The organism is Rhizobium herbae (genome assembly GCF_019511375.1).
GTDB classification, from domain to species: Bacteria; Pseudomonadota; Alphaproteobacteria; order Rhizobiales; family Rhizobiaceae; genus Pararhizobium; species Pararhizobium herbae_A.
Genome location: NZ_JAEUAO010000006.1, coordinates 274,107 through 291,425, shown reverse-complemented (window position 1 = coordinate 291,425; position 17,319 = coordinate 274,107). Strand labels below are relative to the sequence as shown.

Sequence of the window (17,319 nt, the reverse complement as noted above, 5' to 3'; positions counted from 1 at the left end):
CGCGGCTACGCGAACCTCTGCCGAGTCAAGGAATTACGTACCCGATCTCTTGATCGCCGTAAGTGCGCTCACAAGCGCGTCGATGAAGACGCGAACCTTGGGAGGAACGAGCCTGCTCGTCGGATAAACGGCCCAGATTGCGAGCCTCTCGGGCTCCGCGTCCTCCAAGGTGACGCGCATCAATCGACCGGACGAGAGATCGTCGGCAACGTTCCAATCCGACAGCAGCGCTATTCCTGCGCCCGCAAGGCAGGCCGCATGGCATCCTTCGATGCTCGTCGACGAAAAACGGCTCTGCAGGCGCAATGAGCTTTCAACTCCGGCCGTGAGGAATGTCCAGTGTGTCACTCCATAGAGTGGCAGACAATTGTGGTGTGCAAGCTCGCCGGCACTACGCGGCGTGCCGTGTTTTTCAAGATATGTAGGCGAGGCGACAAGCGAACGGGGGTTGTCCGCCAGCTTCCTGGCGATGAGACTGCTGTCCTTCAGCCGCGCAATTCGGATGGCGAGGTCCGTCCCTGACGACACGAGGTCGGGCATGCTGTCGCTCATGTCGAGCGACAGCCTGAGGTCTGGATTGGTTTCTAGAAGTGAGGGAATAAGCGGGGCGATCACTTTGAGCGAAAACGCCACAGGGGCCGACACGCGCAGAAGCCCCGCCGCACCCTCCTCTTCTCCACGGAGCAGGGCGCGCGCTTGCTGCTCCGTTTCCACCAGAGCCTGAGCATAAGGAAGGAAGCTCTCTCCTTCAGGTGTGAGCGACAGCGATCTCGTCGTGCGGTGCATGAGCCTGACGCCGAGCGAACGCTCCAGCGACGCGAGCCGCCGCGTCGCGATCATCGGTGTAAGTCCCAGACGGCGGGCCGCCTCCGAAAGACTTCCGGCCCCGGCCGCTACGGCAAACACGGCAACGTCATCAATGTTCATTATATCACTTTTTGATATTCTAGCATGACACATCCGGTCTCTAACACATCTTATGATAAAAAATTAGGTTCAGCACAGTTTCATCAGCGGGAATCAACCATGAACGTGCTCAATGAGAACCACCTCGGCTCTAGATCCGAACTTGGCCGCCTTCGCCTCTACGCCATGGCTGTTGCTGGCGGCATTGCCGTCGCGAACATCTATTACAATCAGCCGATCCTGGGCCTTATCGAGGCCGAGTTCTCGGGCCAATCTGCGACAGCCGTCGTTCCGACCGCCACCCAGCTCGGCTATGCTTTGGGCCTGTTTCTGCTTTTGCCGCTTGGGGACATTGTTCACCGGCGGCGGCTGATCATCGGGCAGTTCTTTGCTTTGGCGATCGCTTCGGTCTTGGCCGCTGTCGCGCCGACTGCCGCGCTCCTCGTGGCTGCCTCGATGCTCCTCGGGGCCAGCGCCACTGGTGCTCAGCAGATTGTCCCCGTCGCCGCAGCGCTTGCCGCGCCCGAGCGCCGCGGCGCCGCGATCGGCACAATCATGGCCGGCGTCCTTTCCGGCATCCTGCTCAGCCGCACTGTGTCCGGTTTCGTTGGTGAGTATTTCGGCTGGCGCGACATGTTCTGGGTAAGCGCGCCGCTCGCGCTGGTCGGCGCAGGCATGATGTCTATGGCTCTGCCGGACCTCAGCCCGGTTTCCCGCCTGTCCTACCCGGCGGCGCTTCGGTCGCTCCTCGACCTATGGCGGCGGCATCCTGCGTTGCGGGCCGCTTCGATCGTGCAGGCGGCGCTTTTTGCATCCTTCACCTCCTTCTGGACCATTCTCGCCCTTTACCTCGAGACGCCACAGTTCAATCTCGGCGCGGATGCCGCCGGCCTGTTCGGCATTGTTGGCGGGGTCGGCGTGCTTGCCGCGCCCTTGGCCGGGAGGATAGCCGACCGGCGCGGCCCGCATTCGGGCGTTGGGCTGGGGGCGGCGCTGACACTGTTCGCGTGGGGAGCGCTCGGCTTCTGGGCTTCGATACCAGGAATTCTCATCGGCGTCGTCGTCCTCGACGTTGGTATCCAGGTCGCCTTGATCTCCAATCAGCACATTATCTACGCGCTCGATGCGAAGGCCCGCAGCCGCATCAACACCATCTTCATGACAAGCATGTTCCTTGGTGGCGCAGCCGGATCGGCGCTCGCCGTCGCTGCGTGGAATTACGGCGGCTGGAGCCGTGTCAGCCTTCTCGGCTTTGCTCTCGCTTCGGTCGCGCTTGGCACCAGGCTCCGGCGGCGTGGTGCACACCCTTTCTCCTGACTGCAGGCTCTCTTGAACGCCTGCAGTCGATGCGAAAGGAATTCGTCCGTTCGCCTGTCCTATTCCTCGGTTCGGTCGATTGGGGAGAGATTTCGAATTGCGACCAAAGTCCTGATGCGCTTAGGACCAAAGCCCGAAGCGGGCGGCCCGGATCTGCGCCAATATGCGCGCACAACCAGCTCGACATCGGGCGGGGCGAAACGATGTCCGGGGGCAAAACGATGGAAATGAAAACCGAGCCGTTGTGGTACCGCTTCCTGGAGCGCGTCCATCCCACATCGGTCGATGGTGAATTTGCCTCCCTTGAGTTCGAGCTCGCCTTTGCCGTCAATATCCGGGCGGCCTTGTCACTTGTGGAAGCCACGCCCGCCTGTCGCCGATTTGCTGACATTGCCATAAAGAATGCGGTCAACTACAGCTGCTTGCGCCATAGCGGAAAGAGAGGCGGGGTTCTCGCGGACGCCCACCGCGCAATTGACGAGGCATTGTGGCGATTGATAACCGAGTTGCGCAATTGCAAGTCGAAGGTCGGAATTTTTGCCGATCTGCGCGCGGTCCTGTTCGACCATATGACCGATCGCGGGCATCGTCATGAACAGCATGCGACGCCGCGACCAGCGAAACCCTATCTTCGCAGACCCTAGATGATCGGTCCGCCGCGAGATTGACGGACTGCATTCGGGCGCGGCTCGTCTCAGCCGCGCCCGAATACGTTTCCGTCTGGTCGAAGATCAGGCGATGTCGAAGCGATCCGCGTTCATCACCTTCGTCCAGGCCGCCACGAAGTCGCGGACGAACTTGTCTTGCGTGTCGCTCTGGCCGTAGACTTCGGCAAGCGCCCTAAGCTGCGAGTTCGAACCGAAAACGAGATCGACGCGGGTGCCGGTCCACCTGACTTCGTCCGTATGGCGGTCGCGCCCCTCGAACACATATTTCGAATCCGGCGCTGCCTTCCACACCGTGCCCATGTCGAGCAGGTTGGTGAAGAAGTCATTGGTCAGCGTTTCAGGGCGCTTGGTGAAGACGCCGTGCTGGGACTGTCCGGCATTGGCGTTCAGCACGCGCAAGCCGCCGACGAGAACCGTCATCTCCGGTGCGGTCAGCGTCAGGAGCTGTGCCTTGTCGATCAACAACTCCTCGGGCGAAATGGCATATGCGCCCTTCTGATAGTTGCGGAACCCGTCGGCGATCGGTTCGAGAACGGCAAAGGAGTCCACATCGGTCTGCTCCTGCGTCGCGTCGGTACGGCCAGGCGTGAATGGAACCTCGATGTGGCGGCCGCCGTTTGCTGCTGCCTTCTCAATGGCTGCTGCACCGCCGAGGACGATGAGGTCGGCGAGCGACACCTTCTTGCCGCCAGGCTGAGCGTCATTGAACGCCTTCTGGATGCCTTCAAGCGTCTCAAGCACCGTCGCCAGCTGGGCCGGCTGGTTGACTTCCCAGTCCTTCTGCGGGCTGAGCCGGATGCGCGCGCCGTTTGCGCCACCGCGCTTGTCGGAACCGCGGAAGGTGGACGCAGACGCCCAGGCAACCGAAACCAGCTGGGAGATCGACAGCCCCGATGCGAGGATCCTGCCCTTGAGATCGGCGATGTCCTGCGCGTCGATCAGGACGTGGTCTACGGCGGGGACCGGATCCTGCCAGATCAGTTCCTCTGCGGGAACCTCGGGACCAAGATAGCGCGCTCGCGGGCCCATGTCGCGGTGGGTCAACTTGAACCACGCACGGGCGAACGCATCGGCGAACTGATCCGGATTTTCGAAAAAGCGCCGCGAGATCTTTTCGTAGGCAGGGTCGAAGCGCAAGGCAAGGTCGGTCGTCAGCATGGCCGGGGCATGGCGCTTGGACGTGTCGTGCGCATCCGGCACGGTGCCGGCGCCGGCATCGTGCTTCGGTTTCCACTGATGTGCACCGGCCGGGCTTTTCGTCAGTTCCCATTCGTAGCCGAACAGGTTCCAGAAGAAGTTGTTGCTCCACTTCGTCGGCGTCGTGGTCCAGGTGACTTCCAGGCCGCTGCTGATCGTGTCGCCGCCCTTGCCGGTGCCAAAGCTGCTCGTCCAGCCGAAACCCTGTTCCTCGATGCCGGCTCCTTCCGGCTCGACGCCGACATGCGAAGCGTCGCCGGCGCCATGGGTCTTGCCGAACGTATGCCCCCCCGCAATGAGAGCGACGGTCTCTTCGTCATTCATGGCCATGCGCGCGAAGGTCTCGCGAATGTCCCTGGCCGCAGCAAGCGGATCGGGGTTGCCGTTGGGACCTTCCGGATTGACATAGATCAGGCCCATCTGCACGGCCGCGAGGGGCGTTTCCAGATCGCGTTCGCCGGAGTAACGCTTGTCGGCAAGCCAGGTGTCCTCGGCGCCCCAATAGACGTCTTCCTCGGGCTCCCAGACATCCGGCCGGCCGCCGGCAAAGCCGAACGTCTTGAAGCCCATCGATTCCAGGGCAACGTTGCCGGTGAGGATCATCAGGTCGGCCCAGGAGATCTTGTTGCCGTATTTCTGCTTGATCGGCCACAGCAGCCGGCGCGCCTTGTCGAGGTTGACGTTGTCCGGCCAGCTGTTGAGCGGCGCGAAGCGCTGCTGGCCGGCTCCTGCGCCGCCACGGCCGTCGCCGGTGCGGTAGGTGCCGGCGCTGTGCCACGCCATGCGGATGAAAAGCGGACCGTAGTGACCGAAGTCGGCCGGCCACCAATCCTGCGAATCGGTCATCAGCGCGTGGAGATCTTTCTTCAGGGCTTCCAGATCGAGTTTCTTGAACTCCTCGGCATAGTCAAACCCGGTGCCCATGGGATCGGACAGAGAGGAGTTCTGATGGAGAATCCTCAGATTCAACTGGTTCGGCCACCAGTCCCGGTTCGACCTACCGCCATGGGCCGTGTGCGTGTGTGCGACCGGACACTTGCCCGCGGTTTCGACTTTTGAATCCATATTGTTTCTCCCTTGTGATCACATGAAGCGGACCATCCGGTGGTCGTCCTGAAGCAAAGAGCTCAATGGGGTTCGGCGCCGGTTGGACTGGACGTCAACAAGTTGCGCGCCGCTGGTGGCCGTTCCATGGCCGTTCCTGGCGGCAGCTGCAATTCGTCTTCACCATCGACACTATAGCCAAGCCAGTTCATTAATTTAAGTTGGATTTTCTGATTGCCGCGATAAGGTGGACTTATGACAAATTTGACACTCAAGCAGTTGCGCTATTTCGAGGCGTTGGCCCGACAGGGGCATTTCGGGCGCGCGGCAGACGCCTGCGCGATTTCCCAGCCCGCCTTGTCGATGCAGATCAAGGAGCTGGAGGAAACGCTCGGCACCGAGCTCTTCGAAAGAGGCCCGCGACAAGTCCGCCTGACCCATTTCGGAGAAGCGTTTGCCCTGCGCGTCCGTGACATCCTGCGCGCTGTCGATGAACTGGGAGACTTGGCGCGCGCCTCGCAGCACCGGCTGGTCGGGCGGCTGCGGATCGGCGTCATCCCGACGATCGCGCCCTATTTGTTGCCTGCAATCATCGGCAACCTCACGCGCATGCATGAAGGCCTTGAGATTCACGTGCGCGAGACGTTGACCTCGAAGCTCGTTCAGGAGTTGGCGGACGGCCGGCTCGATACGGCAATTGTTGCGTTGCCGGTCTCGGAACCTTCGTTGACCGAGGTCGCATTGTTTTCCGAGAATTTCGTGCTGGTCCGGCCAGGTGAGGACGAGGGCAAGCCAGTGCCCAATCGCGAGGCGCTCCGCGAAATGAGGCTTCTTCTGCTGGAAGAGGGGCATTGTTTTCGCGACCAGGCCTTGTCGTTCTGCAATATGCATTCGGCATTGCCGCGCGAGTTGCTGGACGGCAGTTCTCTGTCTACGCTGGTGCAAATGGTCAGCGCCGGCATCGGGGTCACCTTGCTCCCCGAAATGGCCCTTGGGGTGGAGACACGCTCGGCGTCGGTGTCTGTCGCGCACTTTCAGAGTGTCCAACCCTCGCGAACAATTGGGATGATCTGGCGCAAGACGAGCCCGCTCGCCAAGCAGTTCCTGCAGATTTCGGACGTCGTTCGCCAGTCGGCCGATGCGATGCGCGACCATCGCACATAGTGGACAGCGAAAGCCGAGGCTTGAAAACCTGCAGGTCCGCGCGTTGCCGTGTACTGCGTTGATTGACGTCCGATGCGGTGGCAGCGGGCGGCTGCCGCTAGCCTACACCAGTACCGCTCATCATCCCATGTCTTTAATCGTAAAATCTTCCCGGTCGGATGTAAGATTGACGTTGTAAAAAGGGTCGCTGTGAATTCGGTTGCCCCATTTTCTCAGCATGAACTGCGCCTCAACTTCATAGCGTCGGGCTTTTTCCGGCGAGGTATCAAGGCCGCGCGTTACACTTTCGAGGTGAATCAGTGACGCATATGGCGTATAGATGTTGCGATAGCCTAACGATGTGAGTTTCAAGCAGAAATCCACGTCGTTGAATGCAACCTGCAAATTTTCGGCATCAAGTCCGCCGACCTGTTGGTATTTTGCTTTTTCAACGACCAGGCATGCCGCCGTAACCGCCGAAAAGGATTGCGTTACCGCCAACCGCCCCATGTAACCTGGATCGTCGCCAGGGCGGAATTTATGGGGATGTCCCGCGACCATGCCAATTCCGCAGACAACTCCCGCATGCTGAACCTGTCCGGTCCTGTACAGCAGTTTAGCGCCCACCGCCCCGACTTCCGGCCGAGTGGCTTGCGACACCATTTCCGCGAGCCAGCCGCTGTCGGTCGCAACGATATCGTTGTTCACGAGGCCAATGACACTCCCCTTGGCCTGCTGGACTGCGAGATTGTTCAACCTCGAAAAATTAAAGGGACCCGGCACGCTGAGAACACGAATATTATCCTTCGCGTTCAACTCATCGAAGTAGCGTAGCGTGTCGGGCTCTACGCTGTCATTGTCCACAACGATGATTTCGAAAGCGGGATACCTCGTCTTATTCAGAAGAGACTCAATGCATTCCTTGAGAAGAGGCAGGTAGTCGCGAGTTGGGATGATGAGCGTCACCAGCGGCGCCGGGCTCGGCAGGGGCCAGATCACCCTGGCGAGCCCGCCCTTTTCCTCCACGACAGTCGCGTTTTTGCTGCGGCGCTTCAGACTGGCGCTCAGCGCCTGGCGTCGCCGAGGGGTCATTGGGTCAGGCAGAATATTTTGGTCGTTTCCAGAGTGCGGTCTACGTCGATGGTAAAGGATGCGGGGTATATGGGCGATCTCGGCCGGTTGCAGAACTTCAGCAGCGCGTAAAATCACTTCGTGGGCATCGAAATCGCCAAGTTTTAGCTGCGGCCGGCAGCATGTTGCGAGGAGGGCCGCATCAAAAGCCACAAACCGGCCGAGATAATTCGAAGCGAAAAAATAGTCGGGATCCCAATCCGGCTTGAAGAGCGGTGAATGCCGCGCGCCCGCATCGATGGAATCCTCATCGCTGTAGATGAGCCGGACCTTCGGTTCCGTTATCGCACATCGGGCTATATCATAGAGCGCCGAGGGTGCCAGAATATCCCCCGCCGGGACAAAGATGACGAAGTCACCGTTGCAATTGCTTAGCAATCCTTCAGCCGCAGCCTGGTCATCCCGCCGCTGCGCGATCACACGCGTATCGTTTCCGCCGCGGTTCATCGGCGAGAATTGCCTTTCTTTCCAAACAGCGGAAGGTACCACAAGATGCAACTGCCAACGGTCGTAGCTTTGATCACGCAATGACGAAATTGTGGTTTCCAGCTCCGCTGGGGAACAGTCTGCGGCATCGACGATCAGCGAAATCAGAGGCTGGCTCGGCCAGCCAAGGACAGTTTCCCTTTCGACGGCAATTCGTTCGCTGCTCGGCGTATCGTGCACAGCGATCCAGGTCTGATAGCGATCAGGACCGGAGTAATGCAGGGCATCGGCAATATCCAGGGCGAGACGCTGTGCATTCCTATGCCTCATCATCACCCGAAATGCCTTTTGCGTCGCCCGCCGATTTTGGCGGTACGCTTGGCAAAGGGCTCTTGCCATGCTGCTCTGTCGGAGTTCGAAACTCCTGACGTCGAAAGCGCCCTCGCGATTGGCCGGATCCAGCCGCACGCGAAATACGGGATTTTGGATGAAGCCGGTCGCGCCAAACCGCCCTCCACCCAGCGGTTTCAGCCAGAGGGTCGAAAACTCGGCCCATTCATGCCGATGCTCAATATAGAGAACGGGATTGAAGGTGATGGAAGGATCTCCGGAAAGAAGGACTTCCACCTCAAACCACCCGGGCTGCAGGAAATGGCCATCGCCAAGCACCGCAAACTGCGGATTTACAGTTGTCGCAACGTAGCGACCATCGCGGATTACAAGATTAGCCTTCGGATCGAGGCGCGTTGGTATGACCCGTCCCTGGACAAGACGGCGAAACGCGCTGAACGGTGAACTGCGAACTGTAGCGCGCGGCCTGTTGTTGCGGTTTCGCTCAGCAATTTCCTCTCTACGCTTCGCTTCAACCCGCTGCAGACGCTTAAAACCAAATATGCATGCTTCAAAGCCAGGCCGGTCTACGGGAGTGGCAAAGAAAGCCGGCGCCTTCTGGTCGGGTTGCATCAGTTGAATGGTAAGACCAGCTATTTCTTGTTCGACGTGTGGCGCGTTGGGCAGTGCATGCAACTCTTGAAAGGCTTGAAGCGCTTCCGCACTTCGGCCAAGGCGCTTCAGAAGATGCGCAAGGTGGAGCCGCGGATCGGAAGCCGTACCATCGCAAAGCACGGCAGATTCATAGGCGCTGACGGCTTCGTCGAACAGGCCGCCTTCTTTCAACATATGAGCGTATTGCGTCCACATGGGCCCGGAAGATTGGTTCTGCTCTAAAGCGCTGCCGTACAATGCAGCGGCCTCCAGCCATTGCCGACGATCGCGAAGGTGATCCGCCTGGTCAACGATGGTTGCCCACATGTCTTGGTTCAAACTCATTTGTAAATGCTTCGTCAGTTGCGATGATGGCCTTAAGCGGTTCACGGTGATTCGGTTACCGAATCTTATGGGCATCACGGGGCAGAATTCGCTTCATCATTGAGATGGCGTTTTTCAAAGCGCAACGACCGCCGTACTTCATTCTGCCGCTACACGCCCCAAGGAGTTTGAATAAAGCAATCTCTTCACGCTGATCGGAAGGCTAGCCTGCTATTCCAAGGTTTGGCTTTCTTCCAGCTCGCCGACTTGATCGAGTTCGCCGCTGCCATCGCGCAGGCGGTCGGCGCCGAGCAATGATGCCGCCTCATCGACCGAGGCCATTTCCAATATCTTGAACCTGTTGATGACGAAAACGTCGCTACAGTATTTTCTGATCACGGCGGGAGATGACGACAGGATCAGGAAGCCGGCGGACTGCATTCTCTCGAGGACAAGCTCCTCGCATCGGGCCCGAAACGAACCGCGTCCGCCGATCACGCTTTCGTCGACGATATAGGTTTCGAACGGAATGGCGTAGCAGGATGTGAACTGGAGTTTTGTGCGCTCGTCGCGATTCAAGCTGTTGAACGGCTTGTCGATGTTTTTTCCGATCTCGGTGAAATCCACGACAAAGCGGATGATGGGAATGGGATCGAAACCGAACACTCGACAAAGGAAGGCCAGATTTTCTCTACCTGTCAGGGCACCGTTGAAAATCCCGCCAGAGGCCACGGGGAAAGAAACCATCGACGAGCGCCGTACCCGGCCGCTGTCGGCCCGCAATTTACCCGTCATCAGGCGAGCGAGCGTCGTCTTGCCGCTGCCAGGCGGTGCCAGAATACCGATCAGTCGGTCACCGGCAAATTCCGCGTCCGCGCCCTCGAGTATCTTGGTGCGCAGCGTTTTCCGGCGCAGCGTCTTGTGAACATTGGTGAAACTGATGGTCAAGGTTGGTCTTTCATTTGCTGAGTGTACATATCGCCCGTACGCGAAACGATCTCGGCCAGCCAGCCGGTTCCGTCCAGAGGATTCAAAAAGGTGGTGCGCGGAGGCGCGATTTCCCGGAACACCGGAATGTCGGACGCGATGCATGGAACGCCGAGCGCCGCCGCCTCCAACATGGGAATTCCGAGCCCCTCGGCAAAGGACGGGAATAGAAGTGCGGTTGCGCCTTGCAGCATTCTCTGAACTTCAAAATCGGAAAGTTCCGCGAATTCGAAGACCGTCTCCGTTATAGCCGGGCAACGTTCCAACATGTCCACCACGTTCTCATTTTCCCAGCCTCGCTTTCCAATAATGCAGAGGCGCGGTGGGTTTCTTAACTGAGACAGTTCACGCCAAATCTGCAGCAACAGAAGATGGTTTTTTCGAGGTTCGATCGTGCCGAGAATGACAAAATAGGGACTGCTGCCCTGCAGGAATGCGCTGACGCGTGGCGTCAAAGGCGTGGCCGGTGTCTTTTTGAAATCCAGCGTCGGAACGATCACGTCGGTCGCAGCCAGCTGCCAGGCATTCTCTGCCGCATACTTCTTGACGCGCCGATCGGTGTCGTTCGAATTGCTGACGGCAATCACAGGCGCATCGGTCAACTCTTTCAGAAAGCTTGTAAACTGCTGCTTCGTGGCCGGCCGTTGATACTCCGGATACTCGAGCGGGATCAGATCGTGAATGTAAATAAGCCGCTGCATCTTCCGAAGCGGATCGAGGCGACTCATCCCCCCGCTTACCTTTCCCACGCCCGAATGCGAAGCCACGACATAGGTGGTCTGGGTCGACACGATTTTATCATCTTCGCGAAGGAAGCGGCTGCGCACATGTGGCTCATACTTGAGTCGCAGCTTGGTCAGCCGCTCCACAGTTTCCAATGACGATGAATTGCCGTTCCACATATGCTGCAGGCGTTGGAGAACTGCATTGCCAAGGTCCTGCGGCAGGATGCAGATGCCGTGAGGGCCGGCATGTACGAAATAACAGCGAGATCCAAATCGCTCCATCAAGTCCAGTCCGATCGCCAGGTCGATTCGGTCCACGCCGGTGGCAAAGGGTTGGTCGTAACTGCGGACGAGACGTGAAATGTCAAAAAGCACTCGAGGTGTTTCGATGGAAAGGGACCTCATTGAAAGACGATACATCGATGCCTACAAGTCTAGAAACAGCCATTTTGCAAACGGTTGGAAACGGATGACGTGACTCACCACCACTCGTTTTCTTCCTCTCATAAGCGCCACTTTCGCACATTAAATCGATATGGTATACGCCGCCGCAACTGAAACGGCCGTGCATTCTGCGGGAATATCAACGTCCCAGTTCCATCCGGAAAAGCCGAAAATGGTGAAAATTGTCGCAAGAACTTCTTGAAATCGTTCGCTCCAGAAAATCGATCCCCCTTTCCTGGGTCACGACCAACAGTGGTCAGAATTATCTCAATCTGGGTGACGCCTTGTCCCCCGTCATCGTGTCGATGATGTCCGGGTTGCCGGTCGAGCATACCGCGTCCAAGTCGGAGACGGTGCGACTTGCGGCGGTCGGCACGATTGGTCATATGTTTTCGGGTGGCAATGTATCGTTTTGGGGAACGGGAACATCGCCGAACGCGAACCCGAATCAAACGGAACAGCCAAAAGTGGCCTACGCCAGGCCGGCCGATACCAAGATCCACACCTATGCCACACGCGGGCCGTTTAGCCGGCGAATCCTGGCGCCGGACGCGACCGGTCCGGCTGTCTATGGCGACCCCCTGTGGCTGCTGCCCCGCTTCCACGCGGCGCCGAAGAAGAAGACCTATGAACTAGGCGTCATTCTTCATTTATCGGAACTGGCGGACCGCGAATACGATGCGCATCCAAAAGCCGATTCAAGGCGCCACGATATTGCGGTCGAGGATCGTCGAGCGGTCAAGTTGATCAATACGGTAACACCGGTTTCAATCGCAGCCCTGAGAGAGCGGCTCGATGAAATTTTGGCCTGCAAGCGAATTGTCTCTACAAGCCTGCATGGAATGGTGTTTGCCGAGTCCTATGGCATTCCCTGCCTCTACTTCTCGCCCAGGTCGAAAACATCGGGGCTGGGGCGCATCGATCTGACGAGCGAGGAGGGGCTGGATCTGCGATTCGTCGATCTCTACCGCGGCCTGGGGCAGGATCATCTCGATGTCTGGTACCAGCCGCGGGCCGAAGAAACCAATTGGGATGCTCTGATCCGCACCATCGACGATGTCTGGCAGCCGAAATATCTCTCTGAAGATCCGCTCATTGAATCGTTCCCCCTCCCTTTGGCGATGTTGGACAAAGGCGTGACGGGCAGTGCCTTCGATCATCCGTTGATCCGTTCCGTTCCGACAAAAAGAGAAACGGGGCTGGCTACATTTGCCAAGAAGGGCCTGCTCTCGCGCATTTTGCGGCGAGCACGATAGAAATGGTGGTATCGGTGGGTCTGGAAGCTGCAAGACGGCTGTTTCGCCGCAACGTCGCGTCGCCTGCAGCGGGCGTTATTTCGAAGGACAATGCAACGAAAGACGAGCGTATTCGTCTCTCCTGGGTCTGGACCACAGCGCAGCATCCTGATGCGAACCTGGGCGACGCCTTGAGCGCAGTCATGGTGTCGGCCATTTCCGGTTTGAAGATAGAACCGGCTGCCTTCAATCACGACAACGAGAGAATGACGGCGGTCGGGACCATCGGTCATGCCCAGCATGGGGCGAAGGTCCACGTCTGGGGCACTGGCTTCGATTTGAAGCGAGGACCGACGGGTGCCGTCGGCGACTATCGCGTTCCGGGCAATACCGAATTGGTTGTTCATGCCGTGCGGGGGAAGCAGACGGCTGCCGGATTGAGGAAGCTCGGCGTCGATGTCCCCGACGTTTTCGGCGATCCGGTCTGGTTTTTGCCGCGCGTCTTCCCATTCAGCGATCTCAAGAAGGAATTCGAGCTCGGCGTGATCGTGCACATTTCCGAGCTGGACGAGGCTACAGCACGCGCATCGGTGCGCAAGAACCTTCAGCGCTACAGGATTCCGCCGGAGCTCTCCCAGAACATCAAGATAATCAATACCTATACCGGTGCCGATATCGCCGGCATGCGTGAAAAGATCCGGGAGATTGTCTCCTGCCGACGCATTCTTTCCACCAGTCTTCACGGTTTGGTCATTGCTGAGACGTACAACATCCCCTGCGCATGGTTCTCAACCAACCATGGAGCGTCCGGGTTCTTGCCCATCGACGGATCGCGGTTGATCGATCATCGCATGATCGATTTCTACGGCGGCGCCGATCGGGATTCGGTCTTGAGTTATCTTCACCCGCTTCACCTGGAAACGGATTGGGAAAAGGCAATGGCGTTCATCGACAATCACTGGCAGCCGATGAGCTACACCGGAGAGGCGTTGTTCAATGCGTTTCCTCTGCCTCGCGCGGTTCGCTTCAAGGACAAGGTCTGGCGGTGTTCCGAGGAGGTGTTGCACGGAAACCGCTATTGATGGCGCCGATACGCCGCCTTTAACTCAAAACTGTTGTTTTCGTGAGGTGCGGCTTTGATGTCATTGTCTACTCGTTGGTGTTGCTATATCCAATGCGGCACCGGAATTTGATTTATGAATAAGGGCTTGCGAGAAAGCCCGGCGTACAGGGTTCTCATGCAGTTCTTGGATAAATCCGCCAAACTTTTTGTTGCTGCCGCTTGTGTCGCCCTGTCGTCCTGCACCATGCCGAGTTCGGGCCCAAGCGCAAACAAGATTCAGGCGGAAGCCAAGGAACAGTATGCGCCCTATACGCTCATTAAGGTGACGCCAGATGTCATTTCCCTTCTAGCTCAGGGCTTTGACAGGCAGCTTGCAACGTCGCTTGGAAACGTAAAGAAGCGCAGCTCGGCGTTGATCGGCGTCGGCGATACGGTGATTATTTCCATCTGGGAAGCATCGCCAGACGGGCTGTTCTCAAGTGCTGGTCGCGGCGGCGGAACGCAGATACCTGAACAGCCGGTTTCGGAAGCCGGGACGATCTCAGTTCCTTATGCAGGCATCATCAAGGCTGCAAACCGGACGCCGGAACAGGTCAAGGAGTCGATCGAGCAGGCGCTGGTTCGTATGGCGGTCCAGCCGCAGGTTCTCGTCAGCGTCGTCAAGAACGTATCCAACACGGTAACGGTGACGGGCGAAGTCGCAAGCAGCGGGCGAATTCCGCTCTCTCCTCGCGGTGAAAAGCTGCTCGATGTCATCGCCATGGCTGGTGGGCCGCGCATCGAGTCGCATCAACTCTCAGTTCAGATTACACGGGGACGCCGAACCGAAACCATTCCGATGGAGCGCCTGATCTCTGATCCGAATGAAAACATTTATGTTCAGCCCGATGACGTTGTTGCGCTCATCCGCCAGCCTAGGAGCTTTACGGTTTTTGGCGCGTCAATTGCCAATGCGTCGATCCAGTTCGATGAATCCCAACTCTATCTCAACCAGGCGCTGGCGAAGGTCGGCGGTTTGAATGACGAGCGGGCGAACGCAAAGGGCGTCTTCATCTATCGGGCGGAATCGGCGGAATTGCTGCGGCAATTGGTACCGGGCAAGAATTTCTCCGTCTATGGACCGACGGCAAACGTGATTTATCAGGTCGACCTGACGGATCCGAGCGGCTTCTTCCTGCTGAAGGGTTTCAGCATGCGTAATCGTGACCTCATCTATATAGCGAACTCGTCCCTTGCCGAGGTTCGCAAATTCGCCTCGCTTGTCAGCTCGACCGCTGCGCCGATCGCTCAGGCCGCATCTGTTTCTAACACGCTGACAGATTTGGGCAACTAGCGCTTAGGAGACGGTCCATCCCAAAACTGCCAACTTGTTCAAGTTAAAGCGCCTAACGCTGCTGGCTCGGGTTCGCTGCGCTTTTCCCAGTGGCGGAACTGTGTTATGAGGCTTCCCTCGCGTCGATGATCGCGCCAAGTTCAGGAGACAACCTTGAAGGATACGAACCGGCCGGCGAAGCTGGAGAAATCAAAGGCCCGCCCAGATGACACAGGCGCATTGGTGTTGCGGCTCGATGAAGTTCGGCCGGTCCGCCAGCAGCCGGCATCGGCACCCGCTATCCTTCCCAACCCGTCCCGCCGCAAGACGACTGTCACGTATCGGTCGGGACGGGTGACGGACATGGTTGCCAAAGCGAAGGGCGGCTTGTCCGGAACGTGGATTTCGTTTTTGCTGATGGTCGCTCTGCCCACGATTATCGGTCTCCTTTATTTCGTGTTCGTGGCCTCGCCCCAGTATATGTCCGAGTTCCGTTTCTCCGTCCGGCCGACGGATGGAGCCGTTTTATCGACTTCGTCTTCCTCAACGGTTGCCGCAGACACTGCCTTGGCGATGTCGAACAGCTACATTGTCGCCGACTACGCGCTCAGCCGTGATGCTGTAGAGGCACTGGAAACGAGCGTCGGCCTGCGCGAAATCTATACGAGGGAGGGCACCGACCGGTTCTCGCGTCTCTCGGGAGACGTATCCCTCGAGCGTCTGGTGGATTATTGGCGCAAGCGGGTCTCGACGAGCTACGATATCATGACCGGCATCAATACGATTGAGGTCACGGCGTTTTCCCCGCAAGACGCGCTGAGAATTTCCTCGGCCCTGCGGGCGCTCTGCGAAAAGCTTGTCAACGACATTTCCGAAAAAGCGCGCCAGAGCCAGATGGCTTTCGCCAAGAACGAACTGGACCGCGCCGAGGCACGGCTGAAGGAAGTTCGCCAGCGCGAAACCGATCTGAGATCCGGCCAAAAGAGTATCGACGTTCGTAAGGAAGCCGAAGGCAAGATGCTACTGAACAACCAGTTGCGGGGCGAATTGTCGACGCTGAAGGCGCAGTATTCCGCGCTTTCGAGCTATATGGATCCGACCTCTCCGCGTCTCACTGTGCTGAAGAACCAGATTTCCGCAGCGCAAGAACAGATCGATCTCCTGCAATCGCAGATCACCGATGCCGATGCCTCGAAGCCGGGCACCTTGGACGACGCGCAACGTGTCGCCAGATACGATCAATTGCAGACGGATCTCGAAATCGCGGCAAAACTCTACGAATCGTCTCTCACAAACTATGAAAATGCCCGTATGCGGGCCAACAACAACCAGACCTATCTCGCCACCTATGTTCAGCCGGGGTTGCCCCAGATCGCATCCTATCCACGCACCTTTGTTGATACGCTGCTGGTTTTCTTGTCAGCGTTCGGCATCTGGGTGGTCTCGACGCTCGTCTATTATAGTGTCCGCGACCATACTTGATCGAATTGAGCTGGCGGAGATGATCCTTCCATGAATGCATTGGCGCTCGGCTTGTCGAGGCAGATGAGAATCGTAAGTGCGCTTACGATTCGCGAAGTCAGATTGCGCAACAGCAAGCACGCTTTCACGCAGTTGTTTGACCTGCTGGAGGCCCTTTTTTTTATCGTAGGGCACTGGATCATCTTCACATATCTCGGTCGACACCTGATTATCGGTGATAGTCTGCTGCTGTTTATAGCCACGGGCATTTTTCCCATTCTTTTCTTTCGGGCCATCAGTGTCAAAGCCGCATCGGCGCTCGAGGCGTCCAAGGCAGTCACAAGTATCCCGTTCGTTGAGGCGCTCGATTACTCAATCGCGCGGAGTTTCGTAGAGTTTCTGTCGTTTACCGTTGCTTTTGTCGCTTTCTTCGCAATGATTGGCGTATTGGATCTTTCGCGCTTCGCAGTACCGTATAATCCTTTTCCGATCGTGCAGTTCCTGGCAATGCTCACGTTGTTTTCCTTTGGCATAGGACTTATAAATTCGTTCCTGACTTACCTGTTTCCACTATGGAAATTCTGTTTTGGGATTTTTTCACGCATTCAGATATTTTTCAGCGGGGTCTTTTTCATTCCCGAATACATGCCGCCGCAGGCCAGGGAAATTCTGGCTTACAACCCGATCATGCACTTCGTCGCCCTGTTTCGGACAGCGTTTTTTTCGACGTATCCGACCCATTTGATGTCCATGAACTATATGCTCGGATGGACCTTCGCTGTACTGATGTTGGGTTTGGCGTTAGAGCGCGCCCTGCGAAATCATCGGGCTCATTAGCCGGCAGCCTTCAAGGGCCGTGAGTGGCTCGTCTTCACCTCCGCGTTCGGCGCTTGGACCTCTCACACTTGGCGCCCCATCAAATGAATGGAGGCCTGTGCAAACCTACGCTTGG

The 17,319-nt window shown here is 57.9% G+C and carries 13 protein-coding genes; 8 read left to right on the top strand and 5 right to left on the bottom strand.

The window, feature by feature from the left end:
• Positions 1 to 33: 33 nt before the first annotated feature.
• Entirely contained in the window at positions 34 to 927 is an 894-nt protein-coding gene (locus JNB71_RS22050) for a LysR family transcriptional regulator (protein ID WP_220373916.1), read from the bottom strand.
• Between the two features lie 99 nt (positions 928 to 1,026).
• Here JNB71_RS22050 and JNB71_RS22045 point away from each other — a divergent pair, with 99 nt between their 5' ends.
• Together JNB71_RS22045 and JNB71_RS22040 are read left to right on the top strand one after the other, a co-directional pair.
• On the top strand, positions 1,027 to 2,223 hold the full coding sequence (locus JNB71_RS22045) for an MFS transporter (RefSeq protein WP_220373915.1): 1,197 nt from the start codon (positions 1,027 to 1,029) through the stop codon (positions 2,221 to 2,223).
• 221 nt (positions 2,224 to 2,444) lie between these two features.
• Positions 2,445 to 2,867, top strand: a complete 423-nt coding sequence (locus JNB71_RS22040; RefSeq protein ID WP_220373914.1) for a hypothetical protein — start codon at positions 2,445 to 2,447, stop codon at positions 2,865 to 2,867.
• 87 nt (positions 2,868 to 2,954) lie between these two features.
• On the opposite strand, the gene katG is transcribed toward JNB71_RS22040, so the two are convergent.
• A complete protein-coding gene (gene katG, locus JNB71_RS22035; RefSeq protein WP_220373913.1) occupies positions 2,955 to 5,153 on the bottom strand; it encodes a catalase/peroxidase HPI in 2,199 nt (732 codons plus the stop codon).
• A gap of 234 nt (positions 5,154 to 5,387) precedes the next feature.
• On the opposite strand from katG, the gene JNB71_RS22030 reads away from it, so the two are divergent.
• The gene (locus tag JNB71_RS22030) at positions 5,388 to 6,296 is read left to right on the top strand and encodes a hydrogen peroxide-inducible genes activator (RefSeq protein ID WP_220373912.1); all 909 of its coding nucleotides are present in this window, start codon (positions 5,388 to 5,390) and stop codon (positions 6,294 to 6,296) included.
• A 120-nt stretch (positions 6,297 to 6,416) separates the two neighbouring features.
• Here the strand turns inward: JNB71_RS22030 and JNB71_RS22025 are convergent, their stop codons facing one another.
• The 3 genes from JNB71_RS22025 to JNB71_RS22015 all read right to left on the bottom strand — a co-directional run bounded on the left by JNB71_RS22025 (position 6,417) and on the right by JNB71_RS22015 (position 11,227).
• A complete protein-coding gene (locus tag JNB71_RS22025) occupies positions 6,417 to 9,161 on the bottom strand; it encodes a glycosyltransferase family 2 protein (RefSeq protein ID WP_220373911.1) in 2,745 nt (914 codons plus the stop codon).
• Positions 9,162 to 9,371: 210 nt separating this feature from the next.
• Complete coding sequence (locus tag JNB71_RS22020) at positions 9,372 to 10,088, bottom strand: hypothetical protein (protein ID WP_220373910.1); 717 nt, start codon at positions 10,086 to 10,088, stop codon at positions 9,372 to 9,374.
• Positions 10,085 to 11,227, bottom strand: coding sequence for a glycosyltransferase family 4 protein (locus JNB71_RS22015; RefSeq protein ID WP_220373909.1), 1,143 nt, complete (start codon positions 11,225 to 11,227; stop codon positions 10,085 to 10,087). The genes JNB71_RS22020 and JNB71_RS22015 overlap by 4 nt, the downstream gene beginning before the upstream one ends.
• Before the next feature lie 251 nt (positions 11,228 to 11,478).
• Here JNB71_RS22015 and JNB71_RS22010 point away from each other — a divergent pair, with 251 nt between their 5' ends.
• From JNB71_RS22010 to JNB71_RS21990, 5 genes are all read left to right on the top strand, one after another.
• Entirely contained in the window at positions 11,479 to 12,552 is a 1,074-nt protein-coding gene (locus JNB71_RS22010; protein WP_220373908.1) for a polysaccharide pyruvyl transferase family protein, read from the top strand.
• A gap of 2 nt (positions 12,553 to 12,554) precedes the next feature.
• Positions 12,555 to 13,613: a polysaccharide pyruvyl transferase family protein gene (locus JNB71_RS22005; protein ID WP_220373907.1), complete on the top strand. Its 1,059-nt coding sequence runs from the start codon at positions 12,555 to 12,557 to the stop codon at positions 13,611 to 13,613.
• Between the two features lie 114 nt (positions 13,614 to 13,727).
• A complete protein-coding gene (locus JNB71_RS22000; protein WP_220373906.1) occupies positions 13,728 to 14,927 on the top strand; it encodes a polysaccharide biosynthesis/export family protein in 1,200 nt (399 codons plus the stop codon).
• 153 nt (positions 14,928 to 15,080) lie between these two features.
• Complete coding sequence (locus tag JNB71_RS21995) at positions 15,081 to 16,388, top strand: hypothetical protein (protein ID WP_220373905.1); 1,308 nt, start codon at positions 15,081 to 15,083, stop codon at positions 16,386 to 16,388.
• Positions 16,389 to 16,418: 30 nt separating this feature from the next.
• On the top strand, positions 16,419 to 17,204 hold the full coding sequence (locus JNB71_RS21990) for an ABC transporter permease (RefSeq protein ID WP_223215953.1): 786 nt from the start codon (positions 16,419 to 16,421) through the stop codon (positions 17,202 to 17,204).
• Positions 17,205 to 17,319 lie beyond the last annotated feature (115 nt).

Coding starts and splice junctions, on each gene's coding strand:
- JNB71_RS21990 (WP_223215953.1), top strand. CDS start 16,419: ATGAATGCATTGGCGCTCGGCTTGTCGAGGCAGATGAGAATCGTAAGT.
- JNB71_RS22005 (WP_220373907.1), top strand. CDS start 12,555: ATGGTGGTATCGGTGGGTCTGGAAGCTGCAAGACGGCTGTTTCGCCGC.
- JNB71_RS22040 (WP_220373914.1), top strand. CDS start 2,445: ATGGAAATGAAAACCGAGCCGTTGTGGTACCGCTTCCTGGAGCGCGTC.
- katG (WP_220373913.1), bottom strand. CDS start 5,153: ATGGATTCAAAAGTCGAAACCGCGGGCAAGTGTCCGGTCGCACACACG.
- JNB71_RS22030 (WP_220373912.1), top strand. CDS start 5,388: ATGACAAATTTGACACTCAAGCAGTTGCGCTATTTCGAGGCGTTGGCC.
- JNB71_RS22025 (WP_220373911.1), bottom strand. CDS start 9,161: ATGAGTTTGAACCAAGACATGTGGGCAACCATCGTTGACCAGGCGGAT.
- JNB71_RS22050 (WP_220373916.1), bottom strand. CDS start 927: ATGAACATTGATGACGTTGCCGTGTTTGCCGTAGCGGCCGGGGCCGGA.
- JNB71_RS22000 (WP_220373906.1), top strand. CDS start 13,728: ATGAATAAGGGCTTGCGAGAAAGCCCGGCGTACAGGGTTCTCATGCAG.
- JNB71_RS22045 (WP_220373915.1), top strand. CDS start 1,027: ATGAACGTGCTCAATGAGAACCACCTCGGCTCTAGATCCGAACTTGGC.